The sequence below is a fragment of the Mesorhizobium sp. LSJC280B00 genome (genome assembly GCF_000502835.1).
Lineage (GTDB): Bacteria > Pseudomonadota > Alphaproteobacteria > Rhizobiales > Rhizobiaceae > Mesorhizobium.
In genome coordinates, this window is record NZ_AYVL01000022.1 from 56,288 (window position 1) to 72,407 (window position 16,120).

18 protein-coding genes and 2 pseudogenes are annotated in these 16,120 nt (G+C 63.2%); 11 read left to right on the forward strand and 9 right to left on the reverse strand.

Annotation, left to right across the window (positions count from 1 at the left end; genetic code table 11):
* Nucleotides 1-6: 6 nt before the first annotated feature.
* The 3 genes from X773_RS65090 to X773_RS65100 all read left to right on the forward strand — a co-directional run bounded on the left by X773_RS65090 (nucleotide 7) and on the right by X773_RS65100 (nucleotide 992).
* Nucleotides 7-222 (forward strand): DUF1127 domain-containing protein, encoded by a 216-nt coding sequence (locus tag X773_RS65090; protein WP_023678999.1) that lies wholly within the window; start codon nucleotides 7-9, stop codon nucleotides 220-222.
* A gap of 96 nt (nucleotides 223-318) precedes the next feature.
* Nucleotides 319-651 (forward strand): NIPSNAP family protein, encoded by a 333-nt coding sequence (locus X773_RS65095; RefSeq protein ID WP_023679000.1) that lies wholly within the window; start codon nucleotides 319-321, stop codon nucleotides 649-651.
* Nucleotides 648-992, forward strand: a complete 345-nt coding sequence (locus X773_RS65100; protein WP_023679001.1) for an antibiotic biosynthesis monooxygenase — start codon at nucleotides 648-650, stop codon at nucleotides 990-992. Before X773_RS65095 ends, X773_RS65100 begins: the two co-directional genes overlap by 4 nt.
* Nucleotides 993-998: 6 nt before the next feature.
* Here the strand turns inward: X773_RS65100 and mbfA are convergent, their stop codons facing one another.
* Complete coding sequence (gene mbfA / locus X773_RS65105; protein WP_023679002.1) at nucleotides 999-1,991, reverse strand: iron exporter MbfA; 993 nt, start codon at nucleotides 1,989-1,991, stop codon at nucleotides 999-1,001.
* 181 nt (nucleotides 1,992-2,172) lie between these two features.
* On the opposite strand from mbfA, the gene X773_RS65110 reads away from it, so the two are divergent.
* From X773_RS65110 to X773_RS65120, 3 genes are all read left to right on the forward strand, one after another.
* Nucleotides 2,173-2,490, forward strand: coding sequence for a hypothetical protein (locus X773_RS65110; RefSeq protein ID WP_023679003.1), 318 nt, complete (start codon nucleotides 2,173-2,175; stop codon nucleotides 2,488-2,490).
* Between the two features lie 205 nt (nucleotides 2,491-2,695).
* Nucleotides 2,696-3,673 (forward strand): threonine/serine dehydratase, encoded by a 978-nt coding sequence (locus tag X773_RS65115; protein WP_023679004.1) that lies wholly within the window; start codon nucleotides 2,696-2,698, stop codon nucleotides 3,671-3,673.
* Nucleotides 3,674-3,765: 92 nt separating this feature from the next.
* Nucleotides 3,766-4,419 (forward strand): glutathione S-transferase family protein, encoded by a 654-nt coding sequence (locus tag X773_RS65120; protein WP_023679005.1) that lies wholly within the window; start codon nucleotides 3,766-3,768, stop codon nucleotides 4,417-4,419.
* A gap of 36 nt (nucleotides 4,420-4,455) precedes the next feature.
* Here the strand turns inward: X773_RS65120 and X773_RS65125 are convergent, their stop codons facing one another.
* The 4 genes from X773_RS65125 to X773_RS65140 are packed head-to-tail and all read right to left on the reverse strand — an operon-like array spanning nucleotide 4,456 to nucleotide 8,184.
* A complete protein-coding gene (locus tag X773_RS65125; RefSeq protein ID WP_023679006.1) occupies nucleotides 4,456-5,592 on the reverse strand; it encodes an ABC transporter permease in 1,137 nt (378 codons plus the stop codon).
* Nucleotides 5,593-5,600: 8 nt separating this feature from the next.
* Entirely contained in the window at nucleotides 5,601-6,521 is a 921-nt protein-coding gene (locus X773_RS65130; protein ID WP_023679007.1) for an ABC transporter ATP-binding protein, read from the reverse strand.
* Nucleotides 6,518-7,471 (reverse strand): HlyD family efflux transporter periplasmic adaptor subunit, encoded by a 954-nt coding sequence (locus X773_RS65135; RefSeq protein ID WP_023679008.1) that lies wholly within the window; start codon nucleotides 7,469-7,471, stop codon nucleotides 6,518-6,520. The genes X773_RS65130 and X773_RS65135 overlap by 4 nt, the downstream gene beginning before the upstream one ends.
* On the reverse strand, nucleotides 7,468-8,184 hold the full coding sequence (locus X773_RS65140; protein WP_023679009.1) for a DUF1956 domain-containing protein: 717 nt from the start codon (nucleotides 8,182-8,184) through the stop codon (nucleotides 7,468-7,470). Before X773_RS65140 ends, X773_RS65135 begins: the two co-directional genes overlap by 4 nt.
* An 88-nt stretch (nucleotides 8,185-8,272) precedes the next feature.
* Between X773_RS65140 and X773_RS65145 the strand changes: the two genes are divergently transcribed.
* The 3 genes and pseudogenes from X773_RS65145 (at nucleotide 8,273) to X773_RS65155 (ending at nucleotide 10,548) form a co-directional block, all read left to right on the forward strand.
* Nucleotides 8,273-8,746: a CYTH domain-containing protein gene (locus tag X773_RS65145; RefSeq protein WP_023679010.1), complete on the forward strand. Its 474-nt coding sequence runs from the start codon at nucleotides 8,273-8,275 to the stop codon at nucleotides 8,744-8,746.
* Nucleotides 8,743-9,690 (forward strand): CHAD domain-containing protein, encoded by a 948-nt coding sequence (locus X773_RS65150; protein WP_023679011.1) that lies wholly within the window; start codon nucleotides 8,743-8,745, stop codon nucleotides 9,688-9,690. Before X773_RS65145 ends, X773_RS65150 begins: the two co-directional genes overlap by 4 nt.
* A 41-nt stretch (nucleotides 9,691-9,731) precedes the next feature.
* A pseudogene (locus X773_RS65155) lies at nucleotides 9,732-10,548 on the forward strand (lipo-like protein).
* Here X773_RS65155 and X773_RS65160 read toward each other — a convergent pair.
* Nucleotides 10,545-11,333 (reverse strand): helix-turn-helix transcriptional regulator, encoded by a 789-nt coding sequence (locus tag X773_RS65160; RefSeq protein ID WP_023679012.1) that lies wholly within the window; start codon nucleotides 11,331-11,333, stop codon nucleotides 10,545-10,547. The pseudogene X773_RS65155 and the gene X773_RS65160 overlap by 4 nt on opposite strands.
* A gap of 115 nt (nucleotides 11,334-11,448) precedes the next feature.
* Here X773_RS65160 and X773_RS65165 point away from each other — a divergent pair, with 115 nt between their 5' ends.
* A complete protein-coding gene (locus tag X773_RS65165) occupies nucleotides 11,449-12,309 on the forward strand; it encodes an SMP-30/gluconolactonase/LRE family protein (RefSeq protein WP_023679013.1) in 861 nt (286 codons plus the stop codon).
* A gap of 36 nt (nucleotides 12,310-12,345) precedes the next feature.
* On the opposite strand, the pseudogene X773_RS65170 reads toward X773_RS65165, so the two are convergent.
* The 3 genes and pseudogenes from X773_RS65170 to X773_RS65180 form a co-directional block, all read right to left on the reverse strand.
* Nucleotides 12,346-12,564 (reverse strand): annotated as a pseudogene (locus tag X773_RS65170) (sodium-independent anion transporter); the annotation flags it as partial.
* 265 nt (nucleotides 12,565-12,829) lie between these two features.
* On the reverse strand, nucleotides 12,830-13,531 hold the full coding sequence (locus tag X773_RS65175; protein ID WP_023679016.1) for a phosphatase PAP2 family protein: 702 nt from the start codon (nucleotides 13,529-13,531) through the stop codon (nucleotides 12,830-12,832).
* A 14-nt stretch (nucleotides 13,532-13,545) separates the two neighbouring features.
* On the reverse strand, nucleotides 13,546-13,884 hold the full coding sequence (locus X773_RS65180; protein WP_023679017.1) for a hypothetical protein: 339 nt from the start codon (nucleotides 13,882-13,884) through the stop codon (nucleotides 13,546-13,548).
* A 203-nt stretch (nucleotides 13,885-14,087) separates the two neighbouring features.
* Here X773_RS65180 and X773_RS65185 point away from each other — a divergent pair, with 203 nt between their 5' ends.
* Nucleotides 14,088-16,079: a PhoX family phosphatase gene (locus X773_RS65185; RefSeq protein WP_023679018.1), complete on the forward strand. Its 1,992-nt coding sequence runs from the start codon at nucleotides 14,088-14,090 to the stop codon at nucleotides 16,077-16,079.
* Nucleotides 16,080-16,120: the final 41 nt, after the last annotated feature.

The following is a 16,120-nucleotide window of genomic DNA, read 5'->3' on the forward strand; positions in this document are numbered from 1 at the left end:
ACAACGATGCCTGCAAGGACCATTCTCAGCGCCGCGCCTGCTCGCCGGCCGTTCCCGTTCATTGTCTTGCGCCGCTTGCGGCTGCGGCTCCTGAAGCGGTGGTACGACCGTCATTTGCAGCGTCTCGACCTCGCCGAGATCGACGATCATCTGCTGCGTGACCTTGGCCTGACACCTGAAGACGTCCGCCGCGAATGCGCGAAATCGTTCTGGCAGGCATGATCAGCGAGGGATTTGCCTAGCATATCGATCTTCGGAACGTTTCGATCCGCCTCGAACTGTGACCGCAAGAAAACATCCACCGCCAAGGAGGCGAAAATGACCATCACCTGCTTCATCCGCTACGAGATCGATCCGTTCGGCAAGGCGGCATTCGAGGAATATGCACGCAATTGGGGGCAGGCGATCCCGCGCTGCGGCGCCGATCTGATCGGCTATTTCGCGCCGCACGAAGGCTCGGCCACCACGGCTTATGCCGCCTACAACATCGACAGTCTTGCGGCCTACGAAGCCTACCGCGCCCGGCTCGCCGCCGATCCCGCCGGCAAGGCGAACTACGAGTTCGCCCGACGGGAAAAATTCATTCTGAAGGAGGACCGCATCTTCCTCAAGCTGGCCTCCGGGCCGCATGCTCCTTTGGTGAAGCCATGATCGCCGTCATCTTCGAGGTCGAGCCGGCGGCGGGCAAGCGCGATGCCTATCTCGGCATCGCCGCCGACCTGCGCCCACTGCTCGACGGCATCGACGGTTTCCTGTCGATCGAGCGCTTCCAGAGCCTTGCCGATCCGAACCGCATCCTGTCGCTGTCCTTCTGGCGCGACGAGGACGCGGTGAAGACCTGGCGCAACACGCAGGAACATCGGCAGGCGCAGAAGGCCGGGCGCGGCGGTATCTTTGCGGACTATCGTTTGCGCATCGCCCATGTCGTGCGCGATTACGGCCTGACCGAACGCGCCGAGGCGCCTCAGGACAGCCAGGCGGTAAATGGTTAAGGACTGTTAGGCATTCCCGATCAGCACCCCTGCCGCAAACACCAGCGCGCCACCCAGCACCACCTGGAAGGCGGCGCGCCAGAATGGCGTCTGCATGTAGCGGTTCTGCACGAAGGCGATCGCCCACAGCTCGAAGAAAACCACCACGGCGGCGACAATGGTCGCCGTCCAAAAAAGCGGGATTAGATAGGGCAGCGCATGGCCGAGCCCGCCCAGCGTCGTCATGACGCCGACGGTCAGCCCGCGTTTTGCCGGCGAGCCGCGGCCCGATAATTTGCCGTCGTCGGAAGCCACCTCGGTGAAACCCATCGAGATGCCAGCGCCGATCGAGGCGGCAANGGCGGCAAGCCCGACCAGAAAGGTCTGGAACGTATCATGCGTGGCAAAGGCGGCGGCAAAGATCGGCGCCAGCGTCGACACCGAGCCATCCATCAGCCCGGCCAGCCCCGGTTGGACATAGGTCAGGATGAACTGGCGCTGCTCGGCTGCCGTTTCTTCGTCCTTGACCGCGCCCGGCACATGCTTTTGCTCCAGCCGCTGCGCCAGTGTCTCGTGGCCCTGTTCTGCGATCGCCAGGTCGTCGAGCAGCTTTCGCGTCGACGCATCGCCTGTGCGTTTGGCCGCCTCGATATAGAACAGGTAGGCCTGCCGCTCCATGGCCTCGGCTTGGCTGCGCACATGATCGATGCCGAGCGGCCTCACCAGCCAGTCCGGCTTGCGTTCGTAATAGCCCTTCACATGTTCGCGCCGGATCAGCGGTATGCGCTCGCCGAAACGCTTGCGGTAAAGCTCGATCAGCGAATCGCGATGGCCGTCCTCCTCCTCCGCCATCTCCTCGAACACCTTGGCCGATTGCGGAAAGCTCTCCGCCAGCCCGTCGGCATAGGCGCGATAGATGCGCCCGTCATCCTCCTCGGAGGAGATGGCGAGCGCCAGGATCTCCTGTTCCGAGAGCGATTCAAAGGGACGGCGGCCGAAGCCGAAAACGCGGGAAAGCATGAGAAATTCACCCTAGTTTAGAATAGTTCTAAACTATGACCTCGCACGTCGCCGGTCAATCGTGTGCGCTCCACTCATGCTCAAAAGGTACAGGCTTCAAAATCCCGAACACATCGCCGTTGCTATCGGCAAACGTTCACTTATATAACCGAATCTCAACTAAGAGAAAGGAACGCCGCAGATGCCGGAAAAACAGCAGCTGTTTGATCCCAAACCGGTTCTCGACCTTATCGCTAATATTGAGGCGGATCTGCAGCGCCTGAAAGGCCTGGTCGAGCAGCAGGTCGAAAAATTTGATCCCGCCAATCCGCACAACAAGGCTCCCGACGGCAAGTTGACCGAGGAGGGCGTCGAGTGCTGCTATCGCCTGTTCGACGAGGGCAAGTCGCGCTATTCGGTTGCCCAGCAGATGAAGATCTCCTTCGCCGCCGCCACCCACCGCTTCAACACCTGGCGCAAGATGGGCGGCCCCAAACGGCAAAAGACGCTGTTGGGGTGAGGAGCGGCAGGCTATGCCGGTCAATCGACAACGATTTGTCGACTGAAGCGGCGAACGCATGGCAGAGGGCCGAGGAGGCGGTGGGGACAGTCACGCCCCACTCTCCTGCCTCCAAGGACGAATTGTAACGGTCACATTTTTTCATTGGTGCGCCGCCTCCCTTTCCGTGCAGCATAGGCGGTCTCATCTCTTGTAGGACCTAGCCATGACCACCCCTCCCGGCATCGCCGATATTCACAGCGCAGCAGCGCGATTGTCCGGACGGATCGTCGAAACGCCGCTGATCGAATCGCCGGAGTTGAACAATCGCTTCGGCGCCAGGATCCTGTTCAAGCCGGAGACGTTGCAGCGCACCGGCTCGTTCAAGTTCCGCGGTGCATACAACAAGCTCTCCTCGCTCTCGGCGGAAGAACGCGCCCGCGGCGTCGTCGCCTTCTCGTCGGGTAATCACGCGCAAGGCGTTGCCGCCGCGGCGGCGATGTTCGGCGTCAAGGCCGTAATCGCCATGCCTGCCGACGCGCCGGCGATGAAGGTCGGCAATGTCAGGAAGATGGGCGCCGAAGTGATCACCTTCGACCGGGTCCGCGACGATCGCACTGCCGTCGTCCGTTCTTACGTGGAAAAGGGCATGGTCCTGGTGCCGCCTTACGACGATCCGGCCATCATCGCCGGCCAGGGCACGGTCGGCCTCGAATTGATGCGCCAAGCAAGAGCGCTTGGCGTCAGCCTCGATGCGGTAGTGGTTCCCTGCGGCGGCGGCGGCTTGAGCAGCGGCATTTCGATCGCGGTCAAGGACGCCTCGCCGGGCACCGCCGTCTGGGCCGTGGAACCCGAGCATTTCGACGACACACGCCGCTCGCTGATCAAAGGCGCCAGGGTGTCGAACGCGCCCGGCCACACCTCGATCTGCGATGCCCTTCTCGTCGCCGAGCCGGGCGCCATCACTTTCGAGATTAACCGAAAGAATCTCGCCGGCGCCATCGCCGTTTCCGACAAGGCGGTGGCACAGGCGATGCGCGATGCGATGGCTTGCTTGAAGCTGGTCGTCGAACCTGGCGGTTGCGTCGGCTTGTCCGCGCTGTCGTCAGGCGAGATCGACCTTGCCGGGAAATCCATTGCCGTGGTGCTCTCCGGCGGCAATGTCGATCTCAGCACCTATGCCGAGATCATTGCTGCCGGCTAGGATAGCAACCAGTTCCAGCTCATGTGCCGATTCGAGGTGCTCAAGCGTCCGTTGCACCCGGTCGAACCGGTACCCTTCAAAGACTGAGATCAATGAAACTGTTCTTCAGCCGCAATCCCAATCCTCGCCTCGCGGTCGCGGTGGCACGGTATCTCAACGCCAAGGTCGAGTTTGAATTCGCCTCTCCCTTCGCTCCGGGCCAGGCCGAGCGATTTCGGCCGCTCAATCCAAATCTTTCATTGCCCATCCTTATAGGTTCGGGAAAAAGCCTCTGGGAGGCCGACGCCATAGCCTGTCGGCTTTCGCACGATATGCATTCGGATTTCTGGCGCGCTGGCGACGACGAGCCCGAGATGATCCGATGGCTGAGTTGGGGGAAAGAGAACTTCGCAAGAGCCTGCGATGTCGTGCATTTCGAACGCGGGACCAAACAGCGCTATGGGCTCGGCCCGATAGATCAGGCGCGGGTTGAGGAGGGCCTTAGCGACTTCCGGACGGCCGCTGCCATACTTGATGCCGAGCTTTCCCAGCGAGAATGGCTGGTCGGCGCTTCGGTTTCCTATGCCGACTTTCGAATGGCGACGTTTCTGCCCTTCAACGATCTCGCCCGATTGCCGCTCGATGACTATCCCTCTGTCAGTCGCTGGTATCTTCAACTCGAAGAAATCGACGCCTGGCGCGATCCCTTCGAAGGGCTCAATGCGCCTGAATTGACACCGGTCCCGGGCCAGGCCAAGTCCGTGTGAATCTCGATCATTTGCACAAGCGGATCGAGTTCGACCCTAATCCAGCGTCCGGCGGAACCGCACCAGCGCAATACCGGCGAACAGCGCCACGAACACCACCAGCCAGCCGATTTCCGTTGCCACCGCCGGCAGTTCGGCGCCCTTCAGCATCACCGCGCGGATGATGCGCAGGAAGTGCGTCAGCGGCAGCACCTCGCCAAAGACCTGCGCCCAGTCCGGCATGCCGCGATAGGGGAACATGAAGCCGGACAGCATGATCGACGGCAAGAAGAAGAAGAAAGTGAGCTGCAGGGCCTGCATTTGCGTGCGGGCGATCGTCGAGATCGTGTAGCCGAGCAGCACCAGCGCCAAGACGAAGATAAGGACCGCCGTCAACAGCAGCGACATCGATCCGGTGAAGGGGATGGCAAACAGAAGCTTCGAGGCTGCCAGCACCACCAGCACCTGCACGGCGCCGACCGCCAGATAGGGCAGCACCTTGCCCAGCATGATCTCGAGCGGGCTTGACGGCATCGCCAGAAGGTTCTCCATCGTGCCGCGCTCGGTCTCGCGCGTCAGCGCGATCGAGGTCATCATCACCATCGTCATCTGCAGGATGACGCCGAGCAGGCCGGGCACGATGTTGTATTGCGAGACGGCTTCCGGATTGTAGCGCCGGTGCACCACCACCTGGAGCTGGCCCCGGGCAGCCTCGGCCGCCGTTTCCTGCATGCCGCGTGCCCTGAGCAGCGCCTGGTTGGCGACGGTGCCGAGCGTCGAGATGGCGCCGCTGGCGACGGCCGGATCGGTCGCATCCGCCTCGATCAGAATCTGCGGGCTGTCGCCGCGCTCGACCCGCCGGGCAAAATCGGCGGGAATGGTGACGACGAAGGCGACGTCGCCGCGCGCCATCAGGAATTCGGCTTCGGCGGCACTTTGCGCGACGTGGTCGAAGCGGTAATAGCCGGTGGTCTGCAGCGCCGAAACCATGGCTCGTGTGTAAGGATCGCTGCTCATCGCCACCAGCGCTGCCGGCAGGCTCTTCGGATCGTTGTTGATGGCATAGCCGAACAGCACCAGCTGCATCAACGGCACGCCGAGCATCATGGCGAAGGTGATGCGGTCGCGCCGCATCTGGATGAACTCCTTGATCAGCAGCGCGCCTAGCCTGGCGAACGAAAAGATGCTGTTTATCCCATTTTTCATCCCATGTTGTCCTTCGAACCGGACATGAACTGGATGAACACATCCTCCAGGCTGGTCTCGCCGGGCGTCACCGTAACGCCCTCGTGCTCTTTCTCGACATCGGCGAGCGCTGCCTGAAGTGCCGTCCTGTCGGAGCCGACGACATGCAGCGTCGCGCCGAACGGCGCCACCTGGTCGACGCCGGGGCGGCCATGAAGTGCGGCAGCGACCTGATCGAGCCGCGGCCCTTGCAGGACGAAGGTGGTCAGCCCGGCATTCCTCACCACGTCCTCGACCGTGCCGGTGGCCAGCATCTTGCCGTAGGAGATGTAGCTGATGCGATGGCAGCGCTCGGCCTCATCCATGTAATGGGTGGAGACCAGCACGGTCAGGCCGCCGCTCGCCAGCCGGTGGATCTCGTCCCAGAATTCGCGTCGCGCTTTCGGGTCGACGCCCGCCGTCGGTTCATCGAGCAGCAGCAGTTTCGGCTTGTGCATGATGCAGGCGGCCAGCGCCAGCCGCTGCTTCCAGCCGCCGGACAGGGTACCGGCCAACTGGTTCCTGCGCGATGTCAGGCCGAGCTCCTCAAGCGTCTTAGCCACGTGCTCGTCGAGCGGCTTCAGCCGGTACAGCCGAGCCACGAATTCGAGATTCTCGCCGATCGTCAGATCTTCGTAGAACGAGAATCTCTGCGTCATGTAGCCGACTTCGCGTTTGATCCGCAGGCTGTCGGTGCGGATGTCGAAGCCCAGAACCGTGCCTTCGCCCTCATCCGGCGTCAGCAAGCCGCACATGATGCGGATGGTCGTCGTCTTGCCCGAGCCGTTCGGCCCGAGGAAGCCGACGATCTCGCCCTCGGCCACAGCCATAGTCACATGATCGACGACGGTCTTGTCGCCAAAGCGTTTGACCAGGCCGTGCACGTCGATGACGTTCATTTTCCGATGTCCGCCAGATCGACGTCGACGATCTGCCCGGGCTGCAAGGCGCTGGCGTCGCCCTCCGGCCGCGCTTCGACCAGATAGACCAGCTTTTGCCGGGTCTCGAGCGAGTAGATCACCGGCGGCGTGAATTCCGGATCGGGCGACACATAGCTGACGCGTGCCTTCACGCCCGACCCGCAGCCGTCGCAATGGACGTTGAGCAGCGTGCCGACGTCGACCGAGGAGAACGCGCTTTCCGGCACATAGACGCTGAGCTTCACCGCGCCGTCCGGCAGCATGGAGATGACCGGCGCGGTCGGACCGGCCGTGTCGCCTGGATAGCGGATGACATCGTTGACCCGGCCGGGCGAGGGCGCGGTCAGCACACGCTTCGACAGCCGCCATTGCGCTTGCTCCAGCGCCGATTGCGCCTGCCTGACTTGATTGTCGGCGGCCTTGATAGTCTCCGGCCGTGCCGGCAGGCCGCCGACCGCGAGATTGGCCTCCGCCTGGCCGACCTGCGCGTTGGCCGTCTCGAGAGCCGCGGAAGCCGTGTCGTAGTCGGCCTGTGTGCCGGTGCCGCGTTTGAACAGATCGCTGGCGCGGGTGTATCTGCGTTTGGAGTCGGCGGCTTGTGCTTTGGCCATGTCGACCTGCGCCTTGAGCACCGCGATCTCTTCCGGCCGCTTGCCGACCTGCAGATCGGCGAGTTGCGCCTGGGCTTGCGCAAGCGCTGCCTCGGCTTGTGCGATGGCGATCTTGGCGTCGGCGTTTTCCAGCGTCACCACCGGCGTGCCGGGCGCGACGCGGTCGCCTCGCTTGACCGCAATCGTCTCGACCTGCGCCACCTCGATCGGCGCGAGCAGCACATAATCGCCCTCGACGTAGCCGACGGCGAGCGGTGCTGCCGGCGCGCAGGCGCTGAAAAGCTGGGCGGCAAGCGGCAAAGAACAGAGCAGGCTCATGATCCACGATCCTTCCGGACAGCCAAATCGCGCCGAGCTAAAATCGCGCTGAGATTGTCGGTTATTGTTGCCGCGATCTTGCCGGCCTCGTCGTCGCCGATCTCGCGCCAGCCCATCCGGCGCATAACTGCCTCGCGGCCGATGCGGAAATAGACGACCTGGCCGATCAGCGTGAATACGGTGAGTTTAGTGCGCTCGCTCTCGGCCGGCTCGCCCGTCGCCTGTTCCCAGATCAGGCAGAGTCGGTGATGCGCCGGTTCGAACACGCCATCATAGATACGGTCGAGCGCGGCGGTTGGATGAGACAGCTCACGCAGGACGAACTGTACAATCTCGCCGGCTTCCGGCCTTGCCGCGATGAAGGCGACCATCCGCTCCAGTGCGACGGCCAAATGTGCCCGCGCGGCCTCGGCGTCCGCCAATGCCGCGGCCGGCGCTTGCAGATTGCCGATCGCCTGGCCGGCAACGGTCTGGATGGTGTCGACGATGTAGTCGGCCGCCGCGTTGCGGAGCCCTTCCTTGCCGCCGAAATGATAGGCGATCGAGCCGATATTGGCCTTGGCCTCGGCCGCGATCTGGCGCGTTGACGTGCCGTCGAAACCCTGGCGTCCGAACAGCTTCAGCGCCGCGCGCACGAGTGCCGTCCGCGTCATATCCGCGGCGGTCTTGGGCGCCTCATGAGGAAGGCCGCTGGCGCTGGGCGATTTGATCATGGCCAACAATTTAATCAATCGAATGATTAAAGTCAAGTGCGGTCAAGCGGCTTGCCAACTCTGGCCGTGCGCGCTTTAGTGCCTGGCCATGGGCAAGGAAATCGAGCGTAAGTTCCTGGTCTCAGGTGAGGAATGGCGGGCAATGGTCGAGGCGGACATTCATATCCGTCAATTCTACCTAGTCGCCGAACCCAGCCGCACGGTGCGTGTGCGCATCAGCAACGATGCGGCCGCCAAGCTGACGCTCAAGTTCGGCAGCCAGGCACGCGAGCGCGACGAATTCGAATATCCGGTACCTTTGGCGGAGGCGCAGGAGATGCAGGCCTTTGCCATCGGACATGTCATCGAGAAGACACGCCATCATGTTAGACACCGCGGCTATCGCTACGAAGTCGATGTCTTCGGCGGGACGCTTGCGGGGTTGGTGATCGCCGAGCTCGAGACGCCGGATGATGTACAGGACGAAATGCTGCCACATTGGCTCGGCCGTGAAGTCACCGGCGAGCCGAGATTTTACAACGCGTCGCTCGCCCTTGGGGGGATTCCGGAGATCGTCGCATGAGCTTTCGTATCGATCCGCGCATGTCGCTGACCGGAGAGGTCAGGCGCATCCTCGCCGAGGAGATCGGCAAGGCGCTTGTCCATCTGGACGCCGCGCGTGACAGGCCCGAACAGGGGCTGCACAAATGCCGCAAACGGCTGAAGAACGTCCGCGCCTTGCTGCGCCTTGTCCGTTCCGGAGACGAAACATTCTGCGTGACGGAGAATCAGTGCTACCGCCAGGTGGCGGCCCTGCTTGCCGGTCCGCGCGAGGCGACCGCACTGGTGGAAACAATCGACCGGCTGGCGGCAAGCTTTCCCGAGCAAAGTGCCGGCGATGGCCTCGGTGCCGTGCGTGACAGGCTCGTCGCGCGCCAGCATGAACTGCATGGCGGAGCAGGCCTCGATGCTGCGATAGGCGCGGCGATTTCCGCTTGCGAGGAAGGTGTCGCCCGGATCGACAAGCTCGCTCTGCCCGACCAGCCGGAGCAGGCTGCCGACGTGCTCGCCGAAGGCGCGCGCACCACTTTGCGCCGCGCCAGGAAAGCGCTGGACAAGGCGGCTTCGCGCGGCGAAGCCGATGACTTTCACGATCTGCGCAAGGCGGCCAAGACGCATGGCATGCACCTGTCGCTGCTCGGCAGGCTGTGGCCGACGCCGATCAAGACGCGGCGCAAGGCCGTCGACGAATTGGGCGAGCGGCTTGGCGAGTTCCACGATGTGTTCGTCATGCGCGCGCTTCTAGATGCCGAGGACCAACCGCTCGGCCCCCCTGAGGAGACGCGGTTGCTTGCCAAGCTGCTGAAGCGCTCGGAAAAGGGCCTGAAAAAGACCTGCCTCGCCGAGGCGGCCGAGCTTTTCGGCGACAGTCCGAAGCGCTCGACGAGGAAGCTCGCCCGCAAGGTGCGCGAAGATCTCACAGCGGCACCGCAGCACGAAGACGCCGGCGCGCCTGGCGTGGGCTGATCATGGTCTAATTTGCCGCCCTGTGGTAATCGCCGTCTGGCATGACCGAGCCCGGCGACACGCTTCTGACCGACTTGGCCGCTGGCTTGCAGGCCGGCTGCAGGAGGAATCGACCTTCTACGAGCCTTACACGCCGTCGGATGCCGAAACGCTGCGCCGCACGCTTGAGCCCGGCGACATCCTACTCATCGAAGGTAACCAGAAGATCTCGGCGGCGATCAAATACCTCACCCAGTCGACCTGGTCGCATGCCGCCTTCTATGTCGGCGATGCATTACCGGAGCCGGAGGACGGATCGGAGCGGCGGCGCCTGATCGAGGTCACGCTCGGCGATGGCTGCATCGCCGTGCCGCTGTCGCGCTATCGCAGCTACAACACCCGCATCTGCCGTGCGAGTGGCCTGGCTCCGGATGACCGCGAAGCGGTCGTCGCGTTCATGATCGGCAGGCTCGGTCTCAGATACGATCTCAAGAACATATTCGACATGCTGCGCTACTTCTTGCCGACGCCGCCGGTGCCGGTGCGCTGGCGCCGCCGCATGCTGGCTTTCGGTTCCGGCGACCCGACGCGCGCCATCTGCTCGTCGCTGATGCCGAGGCCTATGGCCTGATCCGCTACCCGATCCTGCCGGAGATTACCCGGGCGCCTGGCCGTGCCTCGGCCCAGTCGAGCTATTCGCGCAGGGAAATCCTGCACATCTGCCATCACTCGCTCTACACGCCGCGCGATTTCGACCTGTCGCCCTATTTCCGTATCGTCAAGCCGACGCTGGAATACGGCTTCGACTACCGGCAGATGGTCTGGGATGACAAGCCCAGGATTGCCGATGCCGAGACAAGGGCTCAGGGTGGCGGCTAGGCCGGTAGCTTTGCGGCGGCCCGGCCGGGTGTCCGCGCGCCTGCGTCGCGCGGATGCGGCCCGATCGGCATGATCACCGGGAACGGCGTTGCGCCGAACGCGAACGTCCATTTGTAACCGACCAGCCCGTCTTCGGGCGTCGTGTGCTGGTCGTGATGGGCAAGCAATTTGGCGCGCTCCGCCAATTCCTCAGCCTCGCGCTTGATCATTTCCGCCGTTTCCGGCCGCATCCGCCTGGAGAAGCTGACGAACGTCGCCTCGCGCTCAAGATGGGTAATGGCCCAGCCGATGAAATTCTTGTTGGTCATCTCGAACAGCGGCCGCAATGGCCCGTCGAAATTCCACTGGATCGGCGCCTCGACCAGCAGCCTTGCCGACAGGCCGCGACCGAGCGCGACCAGGCCGAGTTCCTCGAGGTCGCGCAGATAGAGGAACATCGAAGCCTCGCTCAGCCCTTGTGAGCGCATGATGCCTTCGGGCGTGAATTTCTCGGAAAGCATGACAAAGACGAACAGCAGTGCCGGCCGCCCGGCGAGCTTGCGCTCGATCTCCGGCGCGATCTGGTTGGCGGGTCCTGGTCCTCTGTTCATAGAGCCGAGCACGTTCTCCAACTCTACGCCGGCGGCAGTGCAGATCTCCATCAGCCGGTCGAGCTTGCAGTTGCGCTCATGGAAGATGCGCTTCACCGTCGGCTCGGAAACACCCATCCGCTCGGCAAGGACGCGATAGGTGATGCCCTTTGCCTTAAGCGTCCGCTTCAGCGCTTCGAAGATCAGGCCGTTCATGGGATGCACCTCTTTTGCACGATTTGGTATCAGCCTTCGGTACTAGTCCTGATAGATCTTCCCGAAAAGTATCGAAAGGCCTAGCTCTCCGCCAGTCCATTACAGGAGACTAGCCATGAAGAGCCTCTTCACCTCGATACTTCTCGCCCTGGTCGGCATCGCGGCCGCGCCAGCAGTTCAGGCCGCTGAACTCTGGCGCACCGGCGGCCTCGAGCAGCCTGAATCGGCGCTGTTCGACGCCGCCGGCCAGCGCGTTATCGTCTCGAACATCGTCGGCAATCCCGGCGAAGCCGACGGCAACGGCTATCTGTCGATCCTGTCGATGGACGGCAAGCTAGTCACGCAACACTGGACCGACGGCATGGACGCGCCCAAGGGCATGGCGATTGTCGGCGGCAAACTCTACGTCGCCGACCTCACCCATGTGCGCGTCGTCGATCTCGCAAGCGGCAAGCTAACATCGACGATCGACGTGCCGAACGCGGTCTTCCTCAACGACGTGACCGCCGACGCGTCCGGCAAGATCTACGTCACGGATATGCTTGCCGATACGATCTATCGCATCGACGGCGACCGGCCCGAACTGTTCGTCAGGGATGCGGCGCTTGCTTCGCCGAATGGCATCTTCGCCGATGGCGGCCGGCTGATCGTCGCTTCCTGGGGCAAGGGCATCAAGCCCGACTTCAGCACCGCGGAGCCGGGCGGCCTGCTCTCGGTCGATCTTGCTACCAAGGCCGTTTCGCCACTGCCCGGCGCGGAAAAGTTTGCCAACCTCGATGGCGTCGTTGCCATCGGCGGCAGCATCTACGCCACCGCGTATATGACCGGCACGCTCTACCGCTACAAAGCCGGCGGCACGCCGCAAGCGGTTGCGACGTTCAAACCGGGCAGCGCCGACATCGGCACCGACGGCAAGTCGACAATCTTCGTGCCGCTGATGAACGACGGCGAGATCGCGGCATTGGGCCTCGACTAAGCCAGCCATCGGCTCAGGCGGCGGGCGCGGCTTTCTTCAGCTGCGCCCGCGATCCGTGATCGAGGCGGCATAAGTCACCAGCGGCCGCTTGACGCCGTGGTTGATCAGCATGCGGCGTATCTGCGGCGAAGCGCCTGATATAATGAAGCGAACGCCGGCGCGGCTCGCCTTGTGGGCCGCACCCTCGATGACATTGGCCGCCGTTGAATCGAAGAACGGCACCGCCGAACAGTCGAGGATGAAGTTCCTGCGCTGGCGCGGTCGGCGACGTCTTCCTGCACCAAGGATTGATGGTCTGCCTCCAAACATGCAGCACTCTTTGCCAGCCGATGCGCTGTCATGCTACAAACCTCGGCATCGTTTGGCGGGACATCCACTGCGATCCCGATTTCACAGGCACGACTTCAAAAGGATGAGCGGGTGAAGATATTCAAAGCGTTGGCGACCTCGACAGCCTTGCTGTCGATGGTTTTCCTGCTGGCAGGCTGCGGTCATGGCCTGATCAACAGGCTGATTTGAGTCAGGTGCCGTCGGCCCGCCCAAGCCATCGCTGCAGGAACCGTGCCGCAAGCCAGCACAGCATCGCCCAGGCAAAGCCGGCGCACCAGCCGGCCAATACGTCGGACGGCCAGTGGACGCCGAGATAGATGCGGCTGATGCCGACCACCACCGTCGTCAGCACCGCCAGCCCGAGTACATAGATCTTCGTTGTCCGCCCGGGCAAAAACCGCGCCGCCATGCTGCCCAGCGTCAAATATGTCACCGCCGACAGCATGGCGTGGCCGCTCGGAAACGAAAGCGATGCCACATCGGCGAGATGCGAGACCAGATCAGGGCGCGGCCGGTCGATGTCGAATTTCAGCACGCTTGACAGGAGCTGGCCGCCCGCTACCGCGACGAACATGAGAAGCGCCGCGCCTGGCCTGCGGATAAGGAGCAGGTAGACGATCATTGCTGCCGTGATCACCACCAGTACGCTGGCGCTGCCGAGGCTGGTGATGTCGCGCATCGCCCCTTCCAGCCACGCCGGTCCGATCGGATTGTCGGGCTGCCCGGCCTTGCGGAAGGCAAGCAGGATTTCGGTGTCGAAGGCATGCGGCGTGGTGGCCCGCGCCAGCTCCATCAGCTCCTCGAACCCCCACAGCCCGCCGGCAATGACCAGCCCGGCCAGCAGAACCGGGAACTCCAGCCAGTTGCGCAGTCTGCTTGCAATCTTCTTCATCGGCCCGATCGCAGTTACAGCCTTTGCAGATAGGGCCCGAGCGTGATCAGCGCCACAGCTGCGATGGCAAGCACGATGCCGGTTGCCTGTAAGGCATTGACGCGCTCGCCGAAGAAGACCAGCGCCACCACATTCACCGACACCAGCTGGATCACCGCCGACAGGCTGAACGACACCGACATGCCGAATTCACGGATCAGCCTCAGCATGATCAGATTGCCCAGCGAATAGAGCGCCAACGTCAGCACAATCTTGCCGAGGCTCGGCGCCAGCCCCCACTGTTTTGCGGCCATCGCCGCCAGCAGGAAGATTACCGTCGAAACGCAGAGCTGCCCAAGTCCCCAGAAACTCACTTTTGTTCTCTCCCGATGTGTCCCTACGCGCCTGCCGCAGCTCTTGTTTCCGAAGCGCCGGTCGCGGTCAAGCGGGCCCGATGTTGGACACGAAATCGCAGATGGTAATTAGCCGGCATGTCATCAAACTGTGACCTGCCGGCGATACCGGATTGGCCAGGCAACACGCTCCAGCAATCCATCCAGCCAGAGGCAGGCCCACTATGACCGAACATCGCTCCCCTGACGCCCATTTCCGCACCGGCGTGCTCGAGGAAAATGATGGGCCAGGAGCCAATCCCACCAACAACCGCACCATGGGTGAGATCATCGCCGCGCGGTTCTCGCGCCGGGGCTTCCTCAAGGGCTCGCTTGCCGTCTCGGCCATAGCCGCTACCGTCAGCCCGCTGGCGCTGATCACCGCCGACAACGCCCGCGCCGCCGAAGGCTCCGCCTTCGCTTTTGACGAGCTCGAGGCCGGCATCGACGACAAGCATCACGTTGCATCCGGCTATGACGCCGATGTACTGCTGCGCTGGGGCGATCCGCTGTTCGCCGATTCGCCGGAATTCGATCCGACAAAACAGTCGGCGGAAGCCCAGGCCAGACAATTCGGCTACAACAACGACTATGTCGGCTATATCCCGATCGACGGCTCGGCCGAGCACGGCCTGCTGGTGGTCAACCACGAATACACCAATCCGCACCTGATGTTTCCGGGCCTCGTCACCATCGTCGACGGCAAGGCCAAGCAGGCGCCCCTCAGCAAGGAACAAGTCGACGTCGAGATGACGGCGCATGGCGGCACTATCGTCGAGATACGCAAGGTATCAGGCAAATGGCAGGTCGTTCGCGACGGCAAGCTCAACCGCCGCATCACCTCCAACAGCGAGATCACGCTCTCCGGCCCGGTCGCCGGCCACGACCGCGTCAAGACCAGCGCCGATCCGACCGGCACGAAGATCATCGGCACCATCAACAATTGCGCCGGCGGCGTCACGCCATGGGGCACCTATGTCATGGCCGAGGAGAACATCCACGGCTATTTCTCGGGCGAGCTGCCGCAGGGGCATAAGGAAGCCGCCAATTACAAGCGCCTCGGCATTCCCGAAGGTGCCTATGAATGGGCAGCGCATTACGACCGTTTCGACATCGGCAAGGAGCCGAACGAGCCGAACCGCTTCGGCTGGATCGTCGAGGTCGACGTCCAGGATCCGACTTCGGCGCCGAGGAAGCGCACCGCGATGGGGCGCTTCAAGCATGAGGGCGCCGAATCGATCGCCGCCAAGGATGGCCGTGTCGTCTTCTATCTCGGCGACGACGAGCGCTTCGACTATGTCTATAAGTTCGTCACCACAGGCAAGTTCGATCCGGACAACCGCGCCGCCAACATGGATTTGCTCGACGACGGCACCTTGCATGTCGCCAAGTTCGTCGAGGACGGTTCGGTCGAATGGCTGCCGATCGTCTTCGGCCAGGGGCCGCTGACGGCGGAGAACGGCTTTGCCAGCCAGGCCGACGTGCTGATCGAGACGCGCCGCGCCGCCGACCTGCTCGGCGCCACCAAGATGGACCGTCCGGAAGACATCCAGCCCAATGCCACCAACGGCAGGGTCTATGTCATGCTGACCAACAATTCGAAGCGCAAGGCCGACCAGGTCGACGCCGCCAACCCGCGTGCCGAAAATGCCTTTGGCCACATCATCGAGATCGTCGAGGACGGCGGTGATTTCACCGCGACAAAGGGCAGGTGGGAAATCCTGCTGAAATGCGGCGATCCCGCTGTGGCCGACGTCGGCGCCACCTTCTCGACCGCAACCACCGCCAATGGCTGGTTCGGCATGCCGGACAATTGCGCGGTCGATTCGGCCGGCCGCCTCTGGGTCGCCACCGACGGTCAGGGTCCGAAGGCCACTGGCCGCACCGACGGTCTGTGGGCGGTCGATACGGAAGGGCCGGCGCGGGCGACCTCGAAACTGTTCTTCCGTGTGCCGATCGGCGCCGAAATGTGCGGTCCCCTGTTTGCGCCGGACGACCAGACCGCCTTCGTTGCCGTCCAGCATCCGGGCGACGGCGGCGAGGACTGGGAGGCTTTCGGCCGTCCGTCCTACTATGAGGATTTGTCGACGCGCTGGCCCGACTTCAAGCCGGACATGCCGGTGCGCCCGGCGGTCGTTGCCATCACCAGGCAAGGCGGCGGCAAGATCGCGGTCTGACACGCAGCAAGGTCTTGCAGTCTCAAGGAAGGATTTCGGCC

Coding starts and splice junctions, on each gene's coding strand:
- X773_RS65090 (WP_023678999.1), top strand. CDS start 7: ATGCCTGCAAGGACCATTCTCAGCGCCGCGCCTGCTCGCCGGCCGTTC.
- X773_RS65115 (WP_023679004.1), top strand. CDS start 2,696: ATGACCACCCCTCCCGGCATCGCCGATATTCACAGCGCAGCAGCGCGA.
- X773_RS65100 (WP_023679001.1), top strand. CDS start 648: ATGATCGCCGTCATCTTCGAGGTCGAGCCGGCGGCGGGCAAGCGCGAT.
- X773_RS65130 (WP_023679007.1), bottom strand. CDS start 6,521: ATGAACGTCATCGACGTGCACGGCCTGGTCAAACGCTTTGGCGACAAG.
- X773_RS65145 (WP_023679010.1), top strand. CDS start 8,273: ATGGGCAAGGAAATCGAGCGTAAGTTCCTGGTCTCAGGTGAGGAATGG.
- X773_RS65140 (WP_023679009.1), bottom strand. CDS start 8,184: ATGATCAAATCGCCCAGCGCCAGCGGCCTTCCTCATGAGGCGCCCAAG.
- X773_RS65110 (WP_023679003.1), top strand. CDS start 2,173: ATGCCGGAAAAACAGCAGCTGTTTGATCCCAAACCGGTTCTCGACCTT.
- X773_RS65175 (WP_023679016.1), bottom strand. CDS start 13,531: ATGAAGAAGATTGCAAGCAGACTGCGCAACTGGCTGGAGTTCCCGGTT.
- X773_RS65135 (WP_023679008.1), bottom strand. CDS start 7,471: ATGAGCCTGCTCTGTTCTTTGCCGCTTGCCGCCCAGCTTTTCAGCGCC.
- X773_RS65160 (WP_023679012.1), bottom strand. CDS start 11,333: ATGAACGGCCTGATCTTCGAAGCGCTGAAGCGGACGCTTAAGGCAAAG.
- X773_RS65185 (WP_023679018.1), top strand. CDS start 14,088: ATGACCGAACATCGCTCCCCTGACGCCCATTTCCGCACCGGCGTGCTC.
- X773_RS65095 (WP_023679000.1), top strand. CDS start 319: ATGACCATCACCTGCTTCATCCGCTACGAGATCGATCCGTTCGGCAAG.
- X773_RS65165 (WP_023679013.1), top strand. CDS start 11,449: ATGAAGAGCCTCTTCACCTCGATACTTCTCGCCCTGGTCGGCATCGCG.
- X773_RS65150 (WP_023679011.1), top strand. CDS start 8,743: ATGAGCTTTCGTATCGATCCGCGCATGTCGCTGACCGGAGAGGTCAGG.
- X773_RS65120 (WP_023679005.1), top strand. CDS start 3,766: ATGAAACTGTTCTTCAGCCGCAATCCCAATCCTCGCCTCGCGGTCGCG.